Origin of the sequence: Pseudoalteromonas sp. 68 DY56-GL68, from assembly GCF_041414825.1 — a bacterium.
Classification (GTDB): domain Bacteria; phylum Pseudomonadota; class Gammaproteobacteria; order Enterobacterales; family Alteromonadaceae; genus Pseudoalteromonas.
The window spans coordinates 21,289-40,411 of sequence record NZ_JAOCZL010000007.1 but is presented as its reverse complement, the minus strand read 5'-3'; the positions used below and the strand labels follow the sequence as shown (position 1 = coordinate 40,411).

Below are 19,123 nucleotides of genomic sequence, written 5' to 3'. Positions count from 1 at the left end.
TATGTTTGAAGCCAATAAATGTGCATTTCGTCAACCGGACAACCAGTTTTCGCTACAAAAGTGGCAAAAAACAATTGATTTAATGACAGAGCTATTTTCTGCCCCAGCTGGTTTTATCGTGCAAAAAAACAATGATGCGTATCGCATCATTGTCTCAAGCAAACAACAAGAAAACCCCTATGATGTGGGGGCTGAATCAAATGCTGACGATAATATCTTTTGCAAGCAAGTTTTGCGCGACTTAGCACCGCTTTATGTTCCTCATGTGAGTGAGGACAGTCAATGGCATGACAGTCCTTATAGTAAAGATGGCATAGAATCATATTTAGGAGTGCCAATTTGTTGGCCTAATGGAGAACCATTTGGCACATTTTGTGTGATGGATTTTGAACAAACTGATTATCAACCAAGCCTAATAGAACTCATAAAGCAACTCAGAGACATGGTTGAAGATGATTTAGCACTGTTAGATAGCTTCGCACAAATGCGTGAAATTGCCATGCTAGACCCATTAACGAATATTTATAACCGTCGCGCCTTGGACTTACTCTCGCAACATAAATTAAATCTAGCAGCTCGTCTAGGCTTTGAAGTATGCTGCTTATTTATTGATATTAATAACTTTAAACCGCTTAATGATAATTTTGGTCATGAGGTGGGAGATCAAGCTCTAATTAGCCTTGCTGACTCGATGAAAGGCACTTTACGAGAGGCTGATATTATCGGTCGACTAGGTGGTGATGAGTTTGTTGCCCTTCTTCAAGCAACGAGTGGTGATTGTATCGATACGATTATGAAAAAGCTTGAGACCAAGTTTAAGGCAAACCTGCAAAGTCAGGGCTTGCCAGAACTTAGCCTCAGTATCGGCTATGCGATGCTTACTCAACATAATGAAACATTTGCTGATCTTCTAAAACGTGCAGACGAAGATATGTATGAGAAAAAGCAAGCCTATAAACGTGATTAGGCTATTTGCTTCTCTGCCAGGTTTAATTCCATCGTTGCTTTAAGTAAACGGTAAAGATTGATAGATGCATCAATTTCTTCTTTACGGTTAGTTAAACTCTCAATATTTAAGCCAAGCGGTACATTTAAATGAGCGCAACTTTGCAATATTAGGTCGAGGTTTTCACGGCAAATACGTACAGACTCGCTTAGTGGGTTAGCGGAATCAAGCATGCGCCATTTTGTTGCCTCTGGTACAGATATACCCAACCACTGCATAAACTCAAGTGTTTTCTCACCACCACAGGGTGTGAAAGTAAGAATGATTCGTTTCGGTGAAATGCCAAGTGCTTTACAGCTACGCGCATAACTGGTGATTAAGTCGATTGTAGCCTGTGCGTTATACACAGCTTGGGAGATAAAAAACTGACAACCTTGCTCAGTTTTTTCAAGCAATCGCTCATGCTCATTGCGTTTGCTAGCATGACGCTCAGCTATGGTAACGCCACCTAAAAATATATCATTATCTTGTTTTTGAAGTGTTTTATAAGCATCAGGCAGGCTCAATTTGATATCGCCATGAGATGATGGGCTACCAACTAACACTAAGTTTTTTAAATCAAAATCATTACGAGTTTCAGCTAGCCATTCGTTAAACTCAGCTTCACCGCGTTGAGCAACGCTTTTGTACGTAATAACATCTTGTTGAGACAAGTTACGTAATAAATGAGAGTACTCACGTGGATCGACGGTTTCTTTGAATGGAAATGGGCGTGGTTTTGCCGTACGACTACTTTCATCTTGAATGTCATAGATAATCACACCATCGTATTCAATTTCGTGTAAACGACCTAATAGCTTTTGCGCAATGGTTTCAAGCTGAGCTTTATCAGTGCCAGATTTAGGCGGTGTGGTACCAATAAGGTAAACACCTTGATTGGTGTCTTCAATTTTCTCTTGTAATGATAAAGCCATAATCCTCATTCCAGCTGTAGTTGCGTCTATGAGGATAATATAGCAGCCATTTAGACGTCTAGATAGATTTTTTTCGTGAAAGTTTTTCAATGACTATGAATTTTGCTCAACTTAAGAGGCCGTTGTTCGTAAAAATTGACACACCTGTTTACATTAATTCTGCCTTCAACCCTCATATTTTCTGGTACTTTGGTGCATAATCAACGGTTAATAACTATGAGAAAAATAACTAACAAGGGAACATAATGAAATTTAGATTATTAGCAACAGCCGTTGCTGTCACGCTAGCGCTCGGCGGATGCGCAAGTAATTCACAGTCAACGATGGTTAAAGAAGTCGAGGTTGAGCAGTCAGTAAGCCAAGATGATAATCGTGTATTTAGCCAAGATTACCTATTAGAAGAGCTTGAAAACGGTCTTCGTGTAATGGTGGTAAAAACAGATTACCCAGATGTTGTGTCACTGCAAATTCCAGTATCGGTTGGTTCACGTAATGAGGTTGAAGCAGGTAAAACCGGTTTTGCACATTTCTTTGAGCATATGATGTTTAAAGGCTCTGAAAAATTCCCGCAAGATGTGTATTCAGATATTCTAAAAAACTCAGGTGTTGATAATCGCGCATACACAACCAACGATTACACTAACTACCACTTAAACTTCTCAAAAGAGCACTTAGATAAAGTACTCGAAATCGAAGCGGATATTTTTCAAAATCTGACTTACAGCGAAGAGCAGTTCCGCACTGAAGCGCTTACCGTAAAAGGGGAATATCTAAAGAATAATGCCAGCCCAATTCGTAAGTTACTTTCTGCTGTTCGTAACGAAGCATTCGAAAAACATACGTATAAACACACCACCATGGGCTTTTTTGAAGACATTGAAGCTATGCCTGATCAAATGGCGTATGGTAAAGAGTTCTTCGCTAAGTTTTATAAACCTGAATATGTATCTTTAGTTATTGTTGGTGATGTTGATCCACAAGAAACCATAGCAATGGTGAAAAAGCACTGGGGCAACTGGGAAAAAGGCGATTACCAAGCTGATATTCCTGTTGAGCCAAAACAACAAGCAGCAAAATATGTGCATGAAAAAAATGATGGTTTACCAGGTCACTGGTTGCTTGTGTCTTACAAAGGCACAGCATGGGATCCAACTCAAAAAGACCGTGCAGCCCTTGATCTGATCTCGCAGCTTTATTTCTCTAACAACTCGGCACTTTATCAAGAGCTTGTTGTTGATAAACAAATTGCCAGCCAAATGTTTACCTATAACCCTGATACTAAAGATCCTGGGTTATTACATGTGTTTGTAAAAGTCGAAAACGAAGCGGACCTTGCAAAAGCCCGTGATGCGATTAACCGTACTTATGCACAAGCACGTACTGAATTGGTTGATGCGCAAAAGTTAGCTGACTTAAAATCTAACTTAAAATACAGCTTTATTAATGGTCTTGATTCATCGCAGTCAATTGCCTCAACGCTTGCAAGCTACATGCATTTTGAGCGCGACCCTGAAGTGATAAACCAACTGTATGCAACTGCTGATAGCATCACTCCAGAAGATATCAAAGCGGTAGCAAACAAATATTTTGTTGATTCAAGCCGCACCACAGTGACAATGTCGGCGCTTGATAAAGTGGCAGGCTTTGATCACGAGGTTGACTTAAACGCGGCAGTGGCGAGTATTGAGCAAGCCCCAACAGAGCGTCATTTTAAAGTACTTGATAAAACAAATAGCTCGCCACTGGTTGATGTGAACTGGTTATTCAATACCGGTGCAGCAGCTGATCCACAAGGCAAAAAAGGCTTAGCGGCACTCACTGCTGCAATGCTAGCGCAAGGTGGCTCAGAAACGATGAGCTACAAAGATATTCAAAAAGCATTATACCCACTGGCGGGAAGCTTTGGCTATCAAATCGATAAAGAGATGATTTCACTACGTGGTCGTGTGCATAAAGACAATGCTGCCAAGTGGTATGCACTTGTTAGCGATCAATTGTTAAATCCTGGCTTTAGAGAAGATGATTTCAAGCGTCTGAAAAAAGAGCTTATTGATAGCATTAAAGCGGGTCTGAAAGCGTCAAATGACGAAGAGTTAGGTAAAGAAGTGCTTTATCATCAGCTTTATAAAGGCCATCCATACGAAAGCTATAACTATGGTGATTTATCAGATCTTGAAGCGTTGACGCTTGACGATGTAAAAGCGTTTTATGCTAATCAGTTTACCCAATCTAAGCTAACTGTGGGTTTAATTGGTGCGATTCCGAGTGATGTTAAATCAACTATGCTGAAAGATTTAACATCGCTTCCACAAGGTAAAGAAAGCCGCTTAACGATCCCAGATGCGCCAGTGCTAAAAGGGCATCATGCAACGATTGTTGAAAAATCAGCGCAATCTACCGCTGTGTCATTTGGTTTCCCTATCGATACTATTCGTAGCAGTGATGATTGGACCGCACTTTGGTTAGTGCGCTCTTACTTTGGTGAACACCGCAGCTCAAACAGCTTCTTGTATCAGCGTATTCGTCAAACCCGTGGTATGAACTATGGTGACTATGCATATATTGAGTACTTCCCGCGCGGTATGTTCCAAACTAAACCTGATGCTAACTTAGGTCGTTCAGAGCAAATTTTCCAAGTGTGGTTACGACCGCTTCGTTCTAATAACGATGCGCACTTTGCAACGCGTACGGCGCTGTTTGAGCTTGATAAGCTAATTAAAGAGGGTATTAGTAAAGAAGACTTTGAAGCGACGCGTAACTTCTTAATTAACTTTGTGCCACAAATGGTTGCAAGCCAAGATCGCCAATTAGGCTATGCGCTTGATAGTGAGTTCTATAACACAGAGAGCTTTGTTGACTATGTGCGCGGCAAGCTTGAAAAGCTAACCCTTGATGATGTTAACCGTGTTATTCGCGATAATCTGCAAACAGAGAATATCCACTATGTGTTTATTACTGGTGACGGCAAAGATATGCAAAAACGCTTAGCATCAGAGCAAACATCGCCTATGGTGTACAACGCTGAAAAACCAGCAGAGCTTGTTGCTGAAGATAAAGTGATTGCAGACTATAAACTTGCGATACCGGCGAAAAATATTAAAGTACTTGATGTCGAAAAAGTATTTCAATAATAACTAATCAATGCCTCTGCCTAGGGGCATTTTTTATGTTTAATAGCAAATAACGATGACACTCTGGTTATTAGATATAACCAGAACAAATAAACAACGGGTTAGTACATCTTGCTACAAATCCGTTAAACTTAAGTAATAGCAGTTAGGTACAACCAGAAAGGCAAAATTATGCGTCATGAAATTTGGCAAAAGCTTCGTGAAGAAGCAAACGAAGTCGTTACTCGTGAACCTCTTTTAGCAAGTCACGTTTATTCGTGTGTGTTAAATCATGAGTGCTTGGGTTCGGCGCTAAGTTTTATTGTTGCTAATAAGTTGGCGGATGCAGTGGTTTCAGCATTCACAATTCGTGAATTGTTTGACCAGGCCTTTGTTAAGTGTGATTTGATGTTGACCCATGTCGCTCATGATATAAAAGCAGTAAAAGATCGTGACCCTGCCGCAGATAGCTACTTAACGGTGATACTTAACTTAAAGGGCTTTCATGCAATACAAGCACACCGACTTGCAAACTGCCTTTGGTTACAGAATCGAAAAGAACTTGCTCGCTTTATTCAAAGTAGAACTTCTGAGGTATTTGGTGTTGATATTCATCCTGCTTGTAAAGTGGGTCATGGTATTATGTTTGACCATGCAACAGGGATTGTAATCGGTGAAACAGCGGTTATTGAAGATAATGTATCGATTCTTCAATCAGTTACTTTAGGTGGTACGGGCAACGAACAAGGTGATCGCCATCCTAAAATTCGTGCGGGTGTGTTGATTGGTGCCGGTGCGAAAGTGTTGGGTAACATTGAAGTAGGAGAGGGCGCACGCATAGGTGCAAACTCTGTGGTATTAAGCCCTGTTCCAGCACATACAACCGTTGTTGGAGTACCTGCTAAAGTGGTGGGTAAACCGAGCTGTCCTTGTCCAGCGGAAAGTATGAATCAAAACTTTCTGGATGACAGCACCACAAGCGCAAGCAATGCATCTCATACCAGTGCAATGCTGTAGTTCTTTATAATAAAGAGCAAAAGAACCTTGTCTAAATTAGCGTTTGGTTTGTCGATTGTAGCGTCATTTATTTGTGGCGCTATCATCATGTTTATGCTTCAAACTGATAACACCGTTTTGCCAACTTCAGAGCGGACGCAAATAAGTGTCATAGAGCCGGCTATTTCTGAGCAAGCAGCACCAGTTGCACCTATTAATGTGAGTGGAGTTCCTAATGTTGGGCATCAAACTTCACTTGAAGAATTAACTCAAGAAGCGCTTAAGCAGCAAATTGCCGAGCTTGAATTACAAGTCGAGAGCCAGCAGGCTGTGATTGCAAGTTATCGTACTAACGCACTTACATCCGATGAAATAGACTCCCACCTTGATAAGCTTTACACGCTTTTAGCACAGCAAGAACGCAATGAAGCATGGGCCTATCAAGTTGAAACAGCTATGAGTGACTTTTTAATTATGGCTGACTTACCTATACAGCCAAATGTTAGCATCTCTAAGTGTAAAAGTTCTGTTTGTCAGTTTAAGTTACAACGCCCAGATGACGTTGCAGTACTTCCTGAGCATTATTGGCGAAATATAACAGATGATTTAATGCTGCAAAGCTGGTGGAAACAGTTTAAATATACTTCCACCACATCGAGTGACGATGAGCTAGTCATCGTTGTAAGTACAGACTAATCAAACCACTTTTGATTGCAACTGGCCATCAGCCAATTCAGTGGTGAGCAATTCTCCGCTATTAACCTGTGACACTGATTTCACCACCTGACCTTGTTTGTTTTTAGTAATGCTATAACCACGTGCTAATACACTTAGTGGACTGACTGAATCTAAGCGGCTCGCCTGCAGTGATAGATGATTACGGGATGTTGTAAGTTGGTGCTGTATAGCTTGTGTTAAACGACCTTGCAGCTGTGTAAGCAAGTGCTCATAGCGAGTAAGTTGTTTTTCTGGTGAGCTTTGCATTAAACGAGGAGTAAGGTTGCCAAGTACTCGTTCATGGCGCTGAATTTTACTTTGCATAGCACGATGTAAAGCAAGGCTTAATTCATCCAGCTTTTGTGCCTGCTGATTGAGTTGATTTCGTGGGTGACAAAGTTGTAAGCGATGCTCAAATTGCGTCGCTGTAGTACGTTTAACTGCCAAAGCATGTTTAAAGGCATGATTTAAATGCCTAACAAGCTGATTTACTCTGCTATGTAACTCTTCACTATTTGGACTGACCAACTCGGCTGCTGCAGAAGGTGTGGCTGCGCGTATATCTGCAACATAGTCACTGATAGTGGTATCTACTTCATGGCCCACAGCACTGACAATAGGCAGGTTGCTGGCATAAATGGCGCGTGCCAGTAACTCATGGTTAAAACACCATAAATCTTCCAATGAACCACCACCACGACCTAATATTAGTACATCTACTTCGTTACGTTGATTGGCGATGTTTATTTTTTCTATTAGTTGGCTGTGAGCATCAGCGCCTTGCACCATGGCCGGATAAATCACCACTTCAAGTTGGGGAGCACGGCGTTTCAAAACGGTTAAAATATCGCGAATGGCCGCACCTGTGGCCGAGGTAATTACGCCAACGCGATTGATATTTGTTGGTAATGGCTTTTTATAAGCCGAGCTAAACAGGCCTTCGGCGGCAAGGCGCATTTTAAGCGCATCGAACTCTTGTTTTAATAAGCCTTCACCAGCAGGTGCCATATGCTCAACAATCAGTTGATAATCACCACGGGGTTCATACAAAGATACACGGGCACGCACAGTGACTTGTGCGCCATTTGCTGGGCGAAATGTTTGGCCACGATTATTACCGCGCCACATAGCTGCTTTTACTTGTGCGCGATCGTCTTTTAATGTGAAATACCAATGTCCTGAAGCAGGCGCAATAAAGTTTGAAATTTCACCACTTAACACTAAAGAAGAAAAGCCGCGTTCTAGTACACTTCGGATCTCTTTATTAAGGCGTGATACGGTATAAATGTCTTGTGAATTACCCATTGCAGCTAAATTTAATCTCTTTGCTATAAACTAAGGCTACTTTATCATAAATAATTGCACAATTTTATTTACTCGGGTTTAGAACGCTGATAAAATTTGGCCGCAATTCCTTATACTCAGATCCACATGTGAGAAGTTGCCAATATGCTTAGAATTGCTAAAGAAGCTCTTACCTTTGACGACGTACTACTAGTACCAGGTCATTCTACTGTTTTGCCACACACGGCAAATATTTCAACTCGCTTAACGCGTGGTATCAATCTTAACTTGCCGCTAGTTTCAGCATCTATGGATACTGTAACAGAAGCTCGTTTAGCGATTGCGCTAGCGCAAGAGGGCGGTTTAGGTTTCATCCACAAAAACATGACAATTGAAGAGCAAGCTAAAAACGTGCGTAAAGTTAAAACGTACGAAGCAGGCATTGTTTCTTTCCCTGTTACTGTGACTGCGGATCTAACAATTGCTGATGCCATGGCATTAGCAGAAGATAAAGGTTTTTCAGGTTTTCCTGTGACGGATGGTGATAATAACCTAGTGGGTATTGTTACAAGCCGTGATATGCGCTTTGAAACCAAACTTGAGCAACCTGTTTCTACAGTTATGACGAAAAAAGAATCGTTAGTGACTGTTAAAGAAGGTGCAGACCGTGATGAAATTTTAGGTCTAATGCACGAGCACCGTATCGAAAAAATTCTCGTAGTTGATGATGCTTTTAAACTTAAAGGCATGATCACTGTAAAAGATTATCAAAAAGCACAAGACAAACCACACGCATGTAAAGACGAGCAAGGTCGTCTACGTGTAGGTGCCGCTGTTGGTGTTGGTCCTGGTACTGACGAGCGTATCGCAGCACTTGTTGAAGCAGGTGTTGATGTATTACTTATCGATACATCACATGGCCACTCACAAGGTGTAATCGATCGTGTTGCTCAAACACGTCAAGCATACCCAGATCTACAAATCGTAGCAGGTAATGTTGCGACAGCTGAAGGTGCGATTGCTCTTGCTGATGCGGGTGTTGACGCTGTTAAAGTGGGTATTGGTCCTGGTTCTATCTGTACTACTCGTATCGTAACAGGTTGTGGTGTACCACAAATCACTGCTATTTCTGATGCAGTTGAAGGCCTAAAAGGCCGTGATATCCCTGTTATTGCTGACGGTGGTATTCGTTTCTCTGGTGACATCGTAAAAGCACTTGTTGCAGGTGCATCATGTGTAATGGTGGGTTCAATGTTAGCAGGTACTGAAGAAGCACCGGGTGAAGTTGAGCTATATCAAGGTCGTTACTACAAGTCTTACCGTGGTATGGGTAGCCTTGGCGCTATGGACCAAAAAGAAGGTTCATCAGACCGCTACTTCCAAAAATCGAACGAAGCAGACAAGCTTGTTCCTGAAGGTATCGAAGGCCGTGTTGCTTATAAAGGCCCTATCGCGACAATCATCCATCAACAAGTGGGCGGTCTTCGCAGTGCAATGGGCTTAACTGGCTGTGCAACAATTGAAGAGTTAAATACTAAACCTCAATTTGTTCGTGTTACTTCAGCTGGTATGGGTGAATCACACGTTCACGATGTGCAAATCACTAAAGAAGCGCCAAACTACCGCTTAGGTTAATAACCTTAAGGTATTGAAATTACAATGGGCTAGCTTTTGCTAGCCCTAATTTATTTATCATCTCCCTTTGGGAGAGCAGTTCCTGACTAACGAGATACTCCATGAGCAAAGACATTCACGATTCACGAATTCTCATTTTAGATTTTGGTTCGCAATACACACAGTTAATCGCACGTCGTATACGTGAGATTGGTGTTTACTGTGAGCTATGGGCATGGGATGTAACTGAAGAGCAAATCCGCGAATTTAATCCACAAGGTATTATTTTGTCGGGTGGCCCTGAGTCTACAACACTTGAAAACAGCCCACGTGCTCCTGAGTATGTATTTAACGCAGGCGTGCCAGTACTTGGTATCTGTTACGGCATGCAAACGATGGCAACGCAACTAGGTGGTAGCGTACACAGCTCTGATAAGAAAGAGTTTGGTTATGCGCAGGTTGAAAAAGTAGGTGATTGTGCATTATTTGACGCTATCGAAGACCACATTACTGACGGCGGTGCAGGCGTACTAGACGTTTGGATGAGCCACGGCGATAAAGTGATGGAAGTACCTGAGACTTTCAAAACAACGGCTAAAACGTCAACATGCCCACATGCTGCAATGTCTTGGGAAGAAAAGCGCTTCTACGGCGTACAGTTCCACCCAGAAGTAACTCATACTCATCAAGGTTTACGTTTACTTGAGCGCTTCGCGATTGATATCTGTGGCTGTGAAAAGCTATGGACACCCGCTAAAATCATCGACGATGCGATTGAGCGTATTAAGGAAACGGTAGGTGATGACGAAGTTATCTTAGGTTTATCTGGTGGTGTTGATTCATCTGTTGTTGCCATGCTTATTCACCGTGCAATCGGCGACAAGCTAACGTGTGTATTCGTTGATAACGGTCTTCTTCGTTTAAACGAAGGTCAGCAAGTTATGGACATGTTCGGTAACAAGTTTGGCCTAAACATTGTTAAAGTAGATGCTGAAGATCAATTCTTAGCAGACTTAGCAGGTAAGTCAGACCCAGAAGATAAGCGTAAAGCGATTGGTCATACCTTCATTAAAGTATTTGACGAGCAAGCTAAAAAGCTGAAAAGCGCTAAATGGTTAGGTCAAGGTACTATCTACCCAGATGTTATCGAATCTGCAGCATCAGCAACAGGTAAAGCACACGTAATCAAGTCTCACCACAACGTAGGTGGTTTACCAGACGACATGGAAATGGGTCTTGTAGAGCCGTTACGTGAGCTATTCAAAGATGAAGTGCGTAAAATTGGTCTTGAGCTTGGCCTACCTTACGACATGCTTTACCGCCACCCATTCCCAGGACCTGGTTTAGGTGTTCGTGTACTTGGTGAAATCAAGAAAGAGTACTGTGACTTACTACGTCGCGCAGATGCTATCTTCATTGAAGAGCTACACAAAGCAGAGCTTTACCACAAAGTAAGTCAAGCCTTCACTGTATTCTTACCAGTTAAATCGGTAGGTGTAATGGGTGATGCGCGTAAATACGACTGGGTTGTATCACTACGTTGTGTAGAAACAATCGACTTTATGACGGCACGTTGGTCACACCTACCTTATGAGTTCTTAGGTGTGGTTTCTAACCGCATCATCAACGAAATCGATGGTATTTCACGTGTTGTTTACGATATTTCAGGTAAGCCACCGGCAACAATCGAGTGGGAATAATTCACTTTAAGCTAGTCACTTGTACTGAATATTTATAAAGACACAAAAGCCCGCTTTTATAAGCGGGTTTTTTGTTATTTAGTCGTTATCATTTGGTATAACACTCTAGTCCTTGCATATAGAGTTGACTGAGCTCTTCTGCGGATATACTTGGTGCATTTGTGGCCGAATTAGATGATTGTTGAAAGATATGCTGAGCGATTAGTCTACCCATGTTTTGGGCGCTGGAGGTTTTATGAATACGAGTTTCATAAAACTTCTTCAAAATAATCTTGAGGCTAAATTCGGTCTTAAATAATTGAGCTAGGTGCCAAGCATCTTCAAGTGCTTGGCTAGCACCTTGCCCCGATGTGGGGAAGGAAGCATGTGCAGCATCTCCGATAATAATGAGATTCTCCTTGTGCCAATAGGGAAGTGGGTCAATATCATGTACAAATATGCGTTTTAAGCTGCGTGGATTATAACTATTGAGTACCTGTTGAACTTTTTTAGGCCAATCTTGAAAACGCTCATGCATTTCTTCAAACCACTGCTCCATTGGTTTCGTTTTATCAAGGTTACTAGGCCATGCAGCAGCCCAGTAACAATGTTGGTTTGCTACAGGTACTATACCAAAGCGTTCATTATTATCTCTAAAGTCATGAATTGTCTGCTCAAAAGGAGTCAGATCAATTTCACTGGTGCCTATTACATTAATGAAGCCTTGGTATTTAGTTGGCATAGGCACTTTATATAGATACTCTCGAGCTTTCGATTGCATTCGTCCATCACATCCCACCACAAGATCAAACTTATCTTTTAATTGCGCAATGTCTTGAGTATTGACGGCTTGGTTGAAGTGAATAGTGGCACCCAGTTTCTCTAGTCGCTCAGCAAGTATCTTTATTAAGTCACGACGTAATATGCTAATAGTTGAAAAGCCACACAGAGAGTTTAGTGTTTGAATATTAAACTCACTTTGCTGAATAGCTTGTTTGTCGTAATGTCGCATAGCAACTGGTTGACCACCATGCTGGCTGAAATCATCTATTAAACCTAGCTGCTCAAGCACAAAGGTCGCATTAGGCCATAACGTAACACCTGCACCGATTGTCGAAAAGCGGTTGTTTTTTTCGAATAAGGTAACCTTGATACCTTGTTTTCTTGCAAATATCGCTAACGCAAGGCCAGCAATACCTGCACCTATAATGGCTATATGTTTAATTGAACTCATTTAAATCTTCCCAGTTTTTAAGAAAAAAATGATTATCACTGGTCCAATAGATAGGATAAATATGGTAATTTTGGTTTGTAAATCCCATTTTTTGAGATAGTTTTGCTAAACAATATTGAATTACAGTGGCTTCTTAGCTTCCAGAAAGTATTTGAACAATTAAGTTTTAAGCGGGCCGCTGAGCTGCGCCAAATTCCCAAATCAAATGTGAGCCGTCATGTTGCACTTTTAGAACAAGCGTTGAATGTACGGTTATTGGAACGTACAACACGAAAAATGGTTGCGACAGAAGCGGGAGAACTTCTTTACCAAAACGTAACTCCGCTGCTTGTTGCGATGGGGGATGTTTTACAAGAAACCTATCAAAATAGTGATTTAGTTTCAGGGCATTTAAAAGTCATTACACCTGATTTACCGTTTTTGGCAGAGGCTATGGCTGAGTTTTGTTATAAACACCCTAACATTCAGTTAAGTTGTGATACTCAGCTTAATCCCGAAGAGGGGCTATTAGAAGGGTTTGATATAGTGATACGTTTTGGACGAGGCCCTGTGGAGGACTCTGGATGGGTTGCAAAAGAGCTAGTGCGTTGGCCAAGTTGTGTCGTAGCTTCTCCTCATTTACTAGATAAACACCCTAAACCAAATTCAACGATTGAACTTGGTAAGCTTCCTTGTATTACAAGCTTATCAGTCTTACAAGGAATGCCATGGAAATTCAAACAAGCAGGCACAGTTAATGTTGCATCCCGTTACAAAGTAAATAGTGGGCATATGGCAAAGTCTGCTGCACTTAAAGGGTTAGGTTTTGCGATACTTCCTTATGATGCGTGCAGACAAGAGTTAGAAGAAGGGCTGTTAACTAAAATAGATTCCTTAGCAGATGAGCCTGAAGATTTGGTTTTGTATGCTTTTTATTCTGGGCGTAGATATCCGTTCAAAAAAGTAAAAGCATTTATTGAGTATCTTCAACTTGTTATTCAGCAACATTATCTTTCAAGCGAATGAAGCGCTTTAAATGATTATAATTGTGTTTGGCTCTTTTAGTTTCTGCAGTAGCTTGGGTATGTTTAAAAAGAGCTTTGTTAGCTTGCTAATTCGCCGTTTTGTTTATTTTGGAAGCAATTGAACTGCAAACCGTGTTTTTTTACTTTACCTTTATAAAAAGCTCTATATAATTCATCGTCATTGCAGGGGCGTAGTTCCAATTGGTAGAACAGCGGTCTCCAAAACCGACGGTTGGGAGTTCGAATCTCTCCGCCCCTGCCATTTCTTCCTACTTTACTTTAATCGCAAATCTTCTTATATTACTTGCTCTTAATCATGATTGAGTTGTTATGAACCCAAGTTACGCTGCGATATTTTCTGTACAACCTTTAGAATTAAATCAACACTTTCAAACTGTGTCTGACGCTTCGCTTGAACACATACCTACGCCTCAACAAACGCCTATAACGCTGCCGTTACAGCTTCATCAAGATCTTGAAAAAGCGCTGTCTCCTTTAGTAATAACGCAAATTGTTAAGGCCACCAGTATAAGTTGGCAAGAGGGCTGTTTAAGCTTGCCAAGCGATAAGCTTACTAGTGAGCAGAAAAAGCAACTTTGGTCTTTAATTGGTGAACAACTTGATAAACTTTAAATCTGTTGATGCAAACGATATTGCACAGCTAATGGTCATTGAAAATGCCTGTCATAGTCATCCGTGGACAGAAAAAACCATGTTATCGTGTTTAGCGGGTCGTTATTTTAATTTGGCTGCTTTTCAAGGCGATGACATGCTGGGTTTCTATATTGGTGAGAAGGCAGGCCCTGATTATACCTTGATGGATATTTGTGTTGCGCCTAAATACCAAGGGCAGGGAATAGCAAGGCAATTACTAACGGCGTTTATTGAATATGGTGAACAGCATGAAGCTGAGAACCTATTTTTGGAAGTACGCGAATCGAACAATCGTGCAATTACTTTATATGAACGTGCGGGCTTCTCACATATGTCAGTGCGAAAAAATTACTACCCTACTGCAACAGGCAATGAAGACGCTATTTTAATGGGGTTAACGCTGAGTTTTTAAGCCCATTAAGCGGCGTTTTCAAGTGCATTAATAAGTGATTCATAGCTTGCATCAACCTGCTCGGTATTATTACTACGTAGCGCGCTTTCAAGTTGTCCTGCGGTTTTATGAATAGCTTCAAAGCCAAAACATCCCGCACTGCCTTTTAAGCTGTGTGCTAATGAGCGCAGTTCTTCCCATTCCTTAGCACGATAAAGCTGAATGACTTGGCCCAAATAGTCTGGTAACTTTGAACGATAGTTTTCGTTAATTTGTTGGAATTTCTCACTTTTTAGTAAGTTTTCCCACTTATTCTGGCTGTCTTTTTCTATATTTAAATAACTTACTAAAACTTGTTCTAGGGCACTTTTGTCAATGGGTTTTGCCAAAGCTTCGTTGCAGCCAGCTTTGATATACCTGTCAACATCGGTCTTCATTACATTGGCTGTTAACGCGATGATAGGGCCATCATAGGCTGCGTGTCGAAGCATTTGGGTCGCTTCTAAGCCACCCATCACAGGCATTTGCATATCCATTATAATTAGTTGGTAGTCATTAACTAATGCCATTTCTACAGCTTCTGCGCCATTTTTGGCTATATCAGGCTCAAGCCCCCATGTCTGTAATAATAGCTTGATCAGTAACTGGTTATCGGGATTATCTTCAGCAACCAAAATACTGGCATCAAAGTTATTTTCAGCAAATGATAAGAGTAAATCTTTTCCAGGCGACAGCTGTTTATTATCATAAATAAAGGCGTCATCCTGTAATTGCTTAGCGTTTAGATGGCAAGCTACTTGAATTGTGAAGCAACTTCCATTGCCAGGTTCACTAACAAGATGGACATCACCTCCTAATAATTGCGCTAAATTCTTTGAAATACATAACCCAAGTCCTGTACCACCAAAGCGACGAGTTGTGGTGGCATCGGCTTGTTCGAATGGCTTAAATACCCTTTCAACTTCACGCTCAGACATACCAATACCGGTATCTTTAATTGCAAACTCTAAGAATTGTTTGCTGCTGTTATAGCAAATACTAATAGAGATAGAGCCTTGTTCGGTAAATTTCACTGCATTACTAGCAATATTGATCAAAATTTGTTTTAAACGAGTGGTGTCGCTGTTGATGATTTTGGGGATAGGTAAACTGTAATCGATATCAAATTGCAGTTGTTTTTCATTCGCTAGAGGGCGAATAATTGAGTCTATGTCATGTACAAGCTGTACAACGTGACAAGGACTACACTCTACGGCCAGTTTTTCGGCTTCAATTTTAGACAAGTCGAGAATATTATTAATCAGTTCAAGTAGGTGTTTTGAATTACGTAAAATGGTGCTTAAGTGCTGCTCATCATTGACTGCATTTTTATTATGTAAGAGTTGCTCTGTAAAACCCATAATTGCGGTGAGTGGTGTACGAATTTCATGACTCATATTAGCTAAAAAGCGGCTTTTTAATTGGTTTGCTTGTTCAGCTTGCGCAATGGCCACCTCAAGCTTACTGTTCATTGCTTCAAGGGCTTTTGTACGGCTTTCTACCTTTTCTTCTAAGTGATGTTTGTATTCTTCAAGCTCGTCTTGATAATGACGAATTTGATTCACCATGTGGTTAAAGTCGTTGAAAAGCACGCCGACTTCATCGTTTGTATGGGCTGGCAAATACACGGATAAATCGCCATCCCCAACACGGTGGCTCGCTTCACCAAGTAACTCAACAGGGGTGAGGAGTAAGTTGCGAACAACAATATAAATAAGAATGGGTAAAGCGATCACTGAAATAATGACAATTAAAGCTGTGATCAGGCTAATCGCTTTGCCAGACTGGTAGAGAAGGTTTTTAGGTGTGGTTGATACAAAGTAATCACCATCGGTCATTTGTACTGCGTAAATAATACGCTCTTCTTTATCAATGCTAGAAAGTTCAATACTGGCAAGTTTGCCATAGTCAGCAAGACTCTTAATTTGCTCTAGTTCATATTCACTTAAATAACTACCCCGTAAATCATAGTCAGAGCTAAAAAGAATTTGCCCTTTAGTGGTTAAAAACAAATTTAAGGTGTTATTAAAAGGCGCTTCTAGAATGCTGGTGTTTAAAATCGAGGGCTCGACATGTACAACAATAAAGCCTAGTTGCTGCGGGCGCTTCAAATAATAGTCTATGTTGTAAATTGGATGCACAAAATACAGGCTGGTGGAGCCATCCTCTTTTGGGATCATAAACTGTTGTTGTCGTAAGTTTGACTGCTGTACTTGTTTAAAAAATGGATACTCTTTTGGAGCGGGTGTTAATTGACTCGAATAGAAGGCATCACTTGTCCCATCTGGCGCTAAGTAGTTAATACTTACAATATCAGGATAGGCCTCCGAATAGCTTGCAAATACATTCATTAATTCACCCAAATGTTCAATATATTGGGTTTTTGAGTCTGTATCGCGAGCTAAAAAATCAGCAAGCACGGGGGATGTTGATAAAAGTCGGGTGATCGAGTGGAAGGAGTCAATATAGTTAAATATTTTTTGTTGTTGTTGCTCAACAAAGCGGCTGACAATAAGTTCAGCTTGTTTTTTTGTGGAGTTAGTTACATTGGTCAGCGTAAACCCGCCTAAAAATAACAAAGGTAAGATCACAAGCGGCGTGATATACCATAATAATCGAATGCTGAGTTTACTGGTTTTCATGACCTAACTTTATTTCCCTCCGTGTAATTTACCAATAGTATGCGTTACAACTTGATTACACAAGCTTAGAAAAAGATGAACAACTAAAACAACAAAAAGGTTGAATAATTACTTACAATCGCTGCTTTTTTGGCTAAGACAAACAGGGTATAATGCCCGCAATTCTATTTTATTTTTACAGTGTGCACTGCTTACTTTTTATGGAGTGAGTATCAGTGGCACTTTGTTCTGACTAAAAGCGGCTTACATGTCTAATTTAACTACCGAAATTAATAAACGACGCACCTTTGCGATCATCTCGCACCCAGATGCGGGTAAAACCACTATTACAGAAAAAGTTCTGTTATTCGGACAAGCGATTCAAAAAGCCGGTACCGTAAAAGGTCGTGGCTCAAACCAGCACGCAAAATCAGACTGGATGGAAATGGAAAAAGAACGTGGTATCTCGGTAACCACGTCTGTTATGCAATTTCCTTACAATGAGCGTCTAGTTAATTTACTTGATACTCCAGGACACGAAGACTTCTCTGAAGATACTTACCGTACATTGACTGCGGTTGATTCATGTTTAATGGTCATCGACGCGGCGAAAGGTGTTGAGGATCGTACTCGTAAATTAATGGAAGTAACACGCTTACGTACTACACCTATTGTAACCTTTATGAATAAGTGTGACCGTGATATTCGTGACCCAATGGAGTTATTAGACGAAGTCGAAACTGAGCTAAACATCGCCTGTGCGCCTGTTACTTGGCCAATTGGTTGTGGTAAAGAATTCAAGGGTGTGTATCACATTCACCGTGAAGAAACGATTTTATACAGCACAGGCCAAGGCCACACAATTCAAGAAGTGCGCGTTATCAAAGGGTTAGACAACCCTGAACTTGATAATGCAATTGGTAGTGAACTTGCTGAGCAACTACGTGAAGAGCTCGAGCTGGTAATTGGTGCATCGCACGAGTTTGATTTAGATCTGTTCTTAGCAGGCGAGCTATCACCTGTGTATTTTGGTACGGCACTTGGTAACTTTGGTGTTGACCATGTTCTTGATGGCTTAACTGAGTGGGCACCTGCGCCATTACCTCGCGAAACAGAAGACCGCCAAGTTGCGGCAACTGAAGATAACTTCTCTGGCTTCGTATTTAAAATCCAAGCGAACATGGACCCTAAACACCGTGACCGTATCGCCTTTATGCGTATTGTATCTGGCAAATATAGCCAAGGTATGAAAATGAACCATGTGCGTATTGGTAAACAAGTGAGTATTTCTGATGCGGTAACCTTTATGGCCGGTGATCGTGAACGAGCGCAAGATGCTTACGCAGGTGACATCATTGGTCTACATAACCACGGTACGATTCAAATTGGTGATACTTTCACGCAAGGCGAAAAAATGAAGTTTGGCGGTATTCCTAACTTCGCACCAGAATTATTCCGTCGTATTCGCTTAAAAGATCCATTAAAACAAAAGCAATTGTTGAAAGGCTTAGTTCAGCTTTCTGAAGAAGGCGCTGTGCAAGTATTCAGACCGCTTATCAATAACGACCTTATCGTTGGTGCGGTCGGTGTACTACAGTTTGATGTGGTTGTTGCGCGCTTAAAAGCAGAATACAACGTAGATGCGATTTACGAAGGTGTGAGTGTTAACACTGCACGTTGGGTAAGCTCAGACGATGTTAAAAAGCTTGAAGAGTTTAAGCGTAAGTGCGAAAGCAACTTAGCGCTTGATGGTGGCGATAACCTTACTTATATCGCGCCAAGTCGTGTAAACCTAAACTTGTCGATGGAGCGCTATCCAGACATCAAGTTTAACCATACACGTGAAAACTAATACGCTAA

Annotated in this window: 14 protein-coding genes and 1 tRNA gene; 11 read left to right on the top strand and 4 right to left on the bottom strand. The window is 41.2% G+C overall.

Going from position 1 to position 19,123, the window contains the following annotated elements:
• The first annotated feature begins 1 nt into the window (after nt 1).
• The gene (locus NYF15_RS04905) at nt 2-967 is read left to right on the top strand and encodes a sensor domain-containing diguanylate cyclase (protein WP_237118031.1); all 966 of its coding nucleotides are present in this window, start codon (nt 2-4) and stop codon (nt 965-967) included.
• Here the strand turns inward: NYF15_RS04905 and NYF15_RS04900 are convergent.
• Complete coding sequence (locus NYF15_RS04900; protein ID WP_341803173.1) at nt 964-1,920, bottom strand: hypothetical protein; 957 nt, start codon at nt 1,918-1,920, stop codon at nt 964-966. The two genes, NYF15_RS04905 and NYF15_RS04900, sit on opposite strands and share 4 nt — an antisense overlap.
• A 245-nt stretch (nt 1,921-2,165) precedes the next feature.
• Between NYF15_RS04900 and NYF15_RS04895 the strand changes: the two genes are divergently transcribed.
• The 3 genes from NYF15_RS04895 (at nt 2,166) to NYF15_RS04885 (ending at nt 6,722) form a co-directional block, all read left to right on the top strand.
• Nucleotides 2,166-5,051: a M16 family metallopeptidase gene (locus NYF15_RS04895; protein ID WP_371352988.1), complete on the top strand. Its 2,886-nt coding sequence runs from the start codon at nt 2,166-2,168 to the stop codon at nt 5,049-5,051.
• Between the two features lie 171 nt (nt 5,052-5,222).
• Complete coding sequence (cysE, locus tag NYF15_RS04890) at nt 5,223-6,047, top strand: serine O-acetyltransferase (RefSeq protein ID WP_062569554.1); 825 nt, start codon at nt 5,223-5,225, stop codon at nt 6,045-6,047.
• A gap of 27 nt (nt 6,048-6,074) precedes the next feature.
• Nucleotides 6,075-6,722, top strand: a complete 648-nt coding sequence (locus tag NYF15_RS04885; protein WP_371352987.1) for a hypothetical protein — start codon at nt 6,075-6,077, stop codon at nt 6,720-6,722.
• Here NYF15_RS04885 and xseA read toward each other — a convergent pair whose 3' ends face one another.
• Complete coding sequence (xseA, locus tag NYF15_RS04880; protein WP_371352986.1) at nt 6,723-8,048, bottom strand: exodeoxyribonuclease VII large subunit; 1,326 nt, start codon at nt 8,046-8,048, stop codon at nt 6,723-6,725. It lies immediately after the preceding gene.
• A 144-nt stretch (nt 8,049-8,192) separates the two neighbouring features.
• On the opposite strand from xseA, the gene guaB reads away from it, so the two are divergent.
• Together guaB and guaA are read left to right on the top strand one after the other, a co-directional pair.
• Nucleotides 8,193-9,662: an IMP dehydrogenase gene (gene guaB, locus NYF15_RS04875; protein WP_371352985.1), complete on the top strand. Its 1,470-nt coding sequence runs from the start codon at nt 8,193-8,195 to the stop codon at nt 9,660-9,662.
• A 101-nt stretch (nt 9,663-9,763) separates the two neighbouring features.
• A complete protein-coding gene (gene guaA, locus NYF15_RS04870; protein WP_371352984.1) occupies nt 9,764-11,341 on the top strand; it encodes a glutamine-hydrolyzing GMP synthase in 1,578 nt (525 codons plus the stop codon).
• 88 nt (nt 11,342-11,429) lie between these two features.
• On the opposite strand, the gene NYF15_RS04865 is transcribed toward guaA, so the two are convergent.
• Nucleotides 11,430-12,554, bottom strand: a complete 1,125-nt coding sequence (locus NYF15_RS04865) for an FAD-dependent oxidoreductase (protein ID WP_371352983.1) — start codon at nt 12,552-12,554, stop codon at nt 11,430-11,432.
• Between the two features lie 102 nt (nt 12,555-12,656).
• Here NYF15_RS04865 and NYF15_RS04860 point away from each other — a divergent pair, with 102 nt between their 5' ends.
• The 4 genes from NYF15_RS04860 (at nt 12,657) to rimI (ending at nt 14,624) form a co-directional block, all read left to right on the top strand.
• Nucleotides 12,657-13,559 (top strand): LysR family transcriptional regulator, encoded by a 903-nt coding sequence (locus tag NYF15_RS04860; RefSeq protein WP_371352982.1) that lies wholly within the window; start codon nt 12,657-12,659, stop codon nt 13,557-13,559.
• 184 nt (nt 13,560-13,743) lie between these two features.
• Nucleotides 13,744-13,820: transfer RNA gene (locus tag NYF15_RS04855), tRNA-Trp, on the top strand.
• Between the two features lie 68 nt (nt 13,821-13,888).
• Entirely contained in the window at nt 13,889-14,191 is a 303-nt protein-coding gene (locus NYF15_RS04850; RefSeq protein ID WP_130149607.1) for a hypothetical protein, read from the top strand.
• On the top strand, nt 14,178-14,624 hold the full coding sequence (gene rimI / locus NYF15_RS04845; RefSeq protein WP_237118039.1) for a ribosomal protein S18-alanine N-acetyltransferase: 447 nt from the start codon (nt 14,178-14,180) through the stop codon (nt 14,622-14,624). Before NYF15_RS04850 ends, rimI begins: the two co-directional genes overlap by 14 nt.
• A 5-nt stretch (nt 14,625-14,629) precedes the next feature.
• Here rimI and NYF15_RS04840 read toward each other — a convergent pair whose 3' ends face one another.
• On the bottom strand, nt 14,630-17,284 hold the full coding sequence (locus NYF15_RS04840) for an ATP-binding protein (protein WP_371352981.1): 2,655 nt from the start codon (nt 17,282-17,284) through the stop codon (nt 14,630-14,632).
• A gap of 247 nt (nt 17,285-17,531) precedes the next feature.
• Between NYF15_RS04840 and prfC the strand changes: the two genes are divergently transcribed.
• A complete protein-coding gene (gene prfC, locus NYF15_RS04835) occupies nt 17,532-19,115 on the top strand; it encodes a peptide chain release factor 3 (RefSeq protein WP_371352980.1) in 1,584 nt (527 codons plus the stop codon).
• Nucleotides 19,116-19,123 lie beyond the last annotated feature (8 nt).

Coding starts and splice junctions, on each gene's coding strand:
- NYF15_RS04900 (WP_341803173.1), bottom strand. CDS start 1,920: ATGGCTTTATCATTACAAGAGAAAATTGAAGACACCAATCAAGGTGTT.
- xseA (WP_371352986.1), bottom strand. CDS start 8,048: ATGGGTAATTCACAAGACATTTATACCGTATCACGCCTTAATAAAGAG.
- NYF15_RS04840 (WP_371352981.1), bottom strand. CDS start 17,284: ATGAAAACCAGTAAACTCAGCATTCGATTATTATGGTATATCACGCCG.
- NYF15_RS04895 (WP_371352988.1), top strand. CDS start 2,166: ATGAAATTTAGATTATTAGCAACAGCCGTTGCTGTCACGCTAGCGCTC.
- guaA (WP_371352984.1), top strand. CDS start 9,764: ATGAGCAAAGACATTCACGATTCACGAATTCTCATTTTAGATTTTGGT.
- NYF15_RS04850 (WP_130149607.1), top strand. CDS start 13,889: ATGAACCCAAGTTACGCTGCGATATTTTCTGTACAACCTTTAGAATTA.
- NYF15_RS04905 (WP_237118031.1), top strand. CDS start 2: ATGTTTGAAGCCAATAAATGTGCATTTCGTCAACCGGACAACCAGTTT.
- prfC (WP_371352980.1), top strand. CDS start 17,532: ATGTCTAATTTAACTACCGAAATTAATAAACGACGCACCTTTGCGATC.
- NYF15_RS04865 (WP_371352983.1), bottom strand. CDS start 12,554: ATGAGTTCAATTAAACATATAGCCATTATAGGTGCAGGTATTGCTGGC.
- cysE (WP_062569554.1), top strand. CDS start 5,223: ATGCGTCATGAAATTTGGCAAAAGCTTCGTGAAGAAGCAAACGAAGTC.
- guaB (WP_371352985.1), top strand. CDS start 8,193: ATGCTTAGAATTGCTAAAGAAGCTCTTACCTTTGACGACGTACTACTA.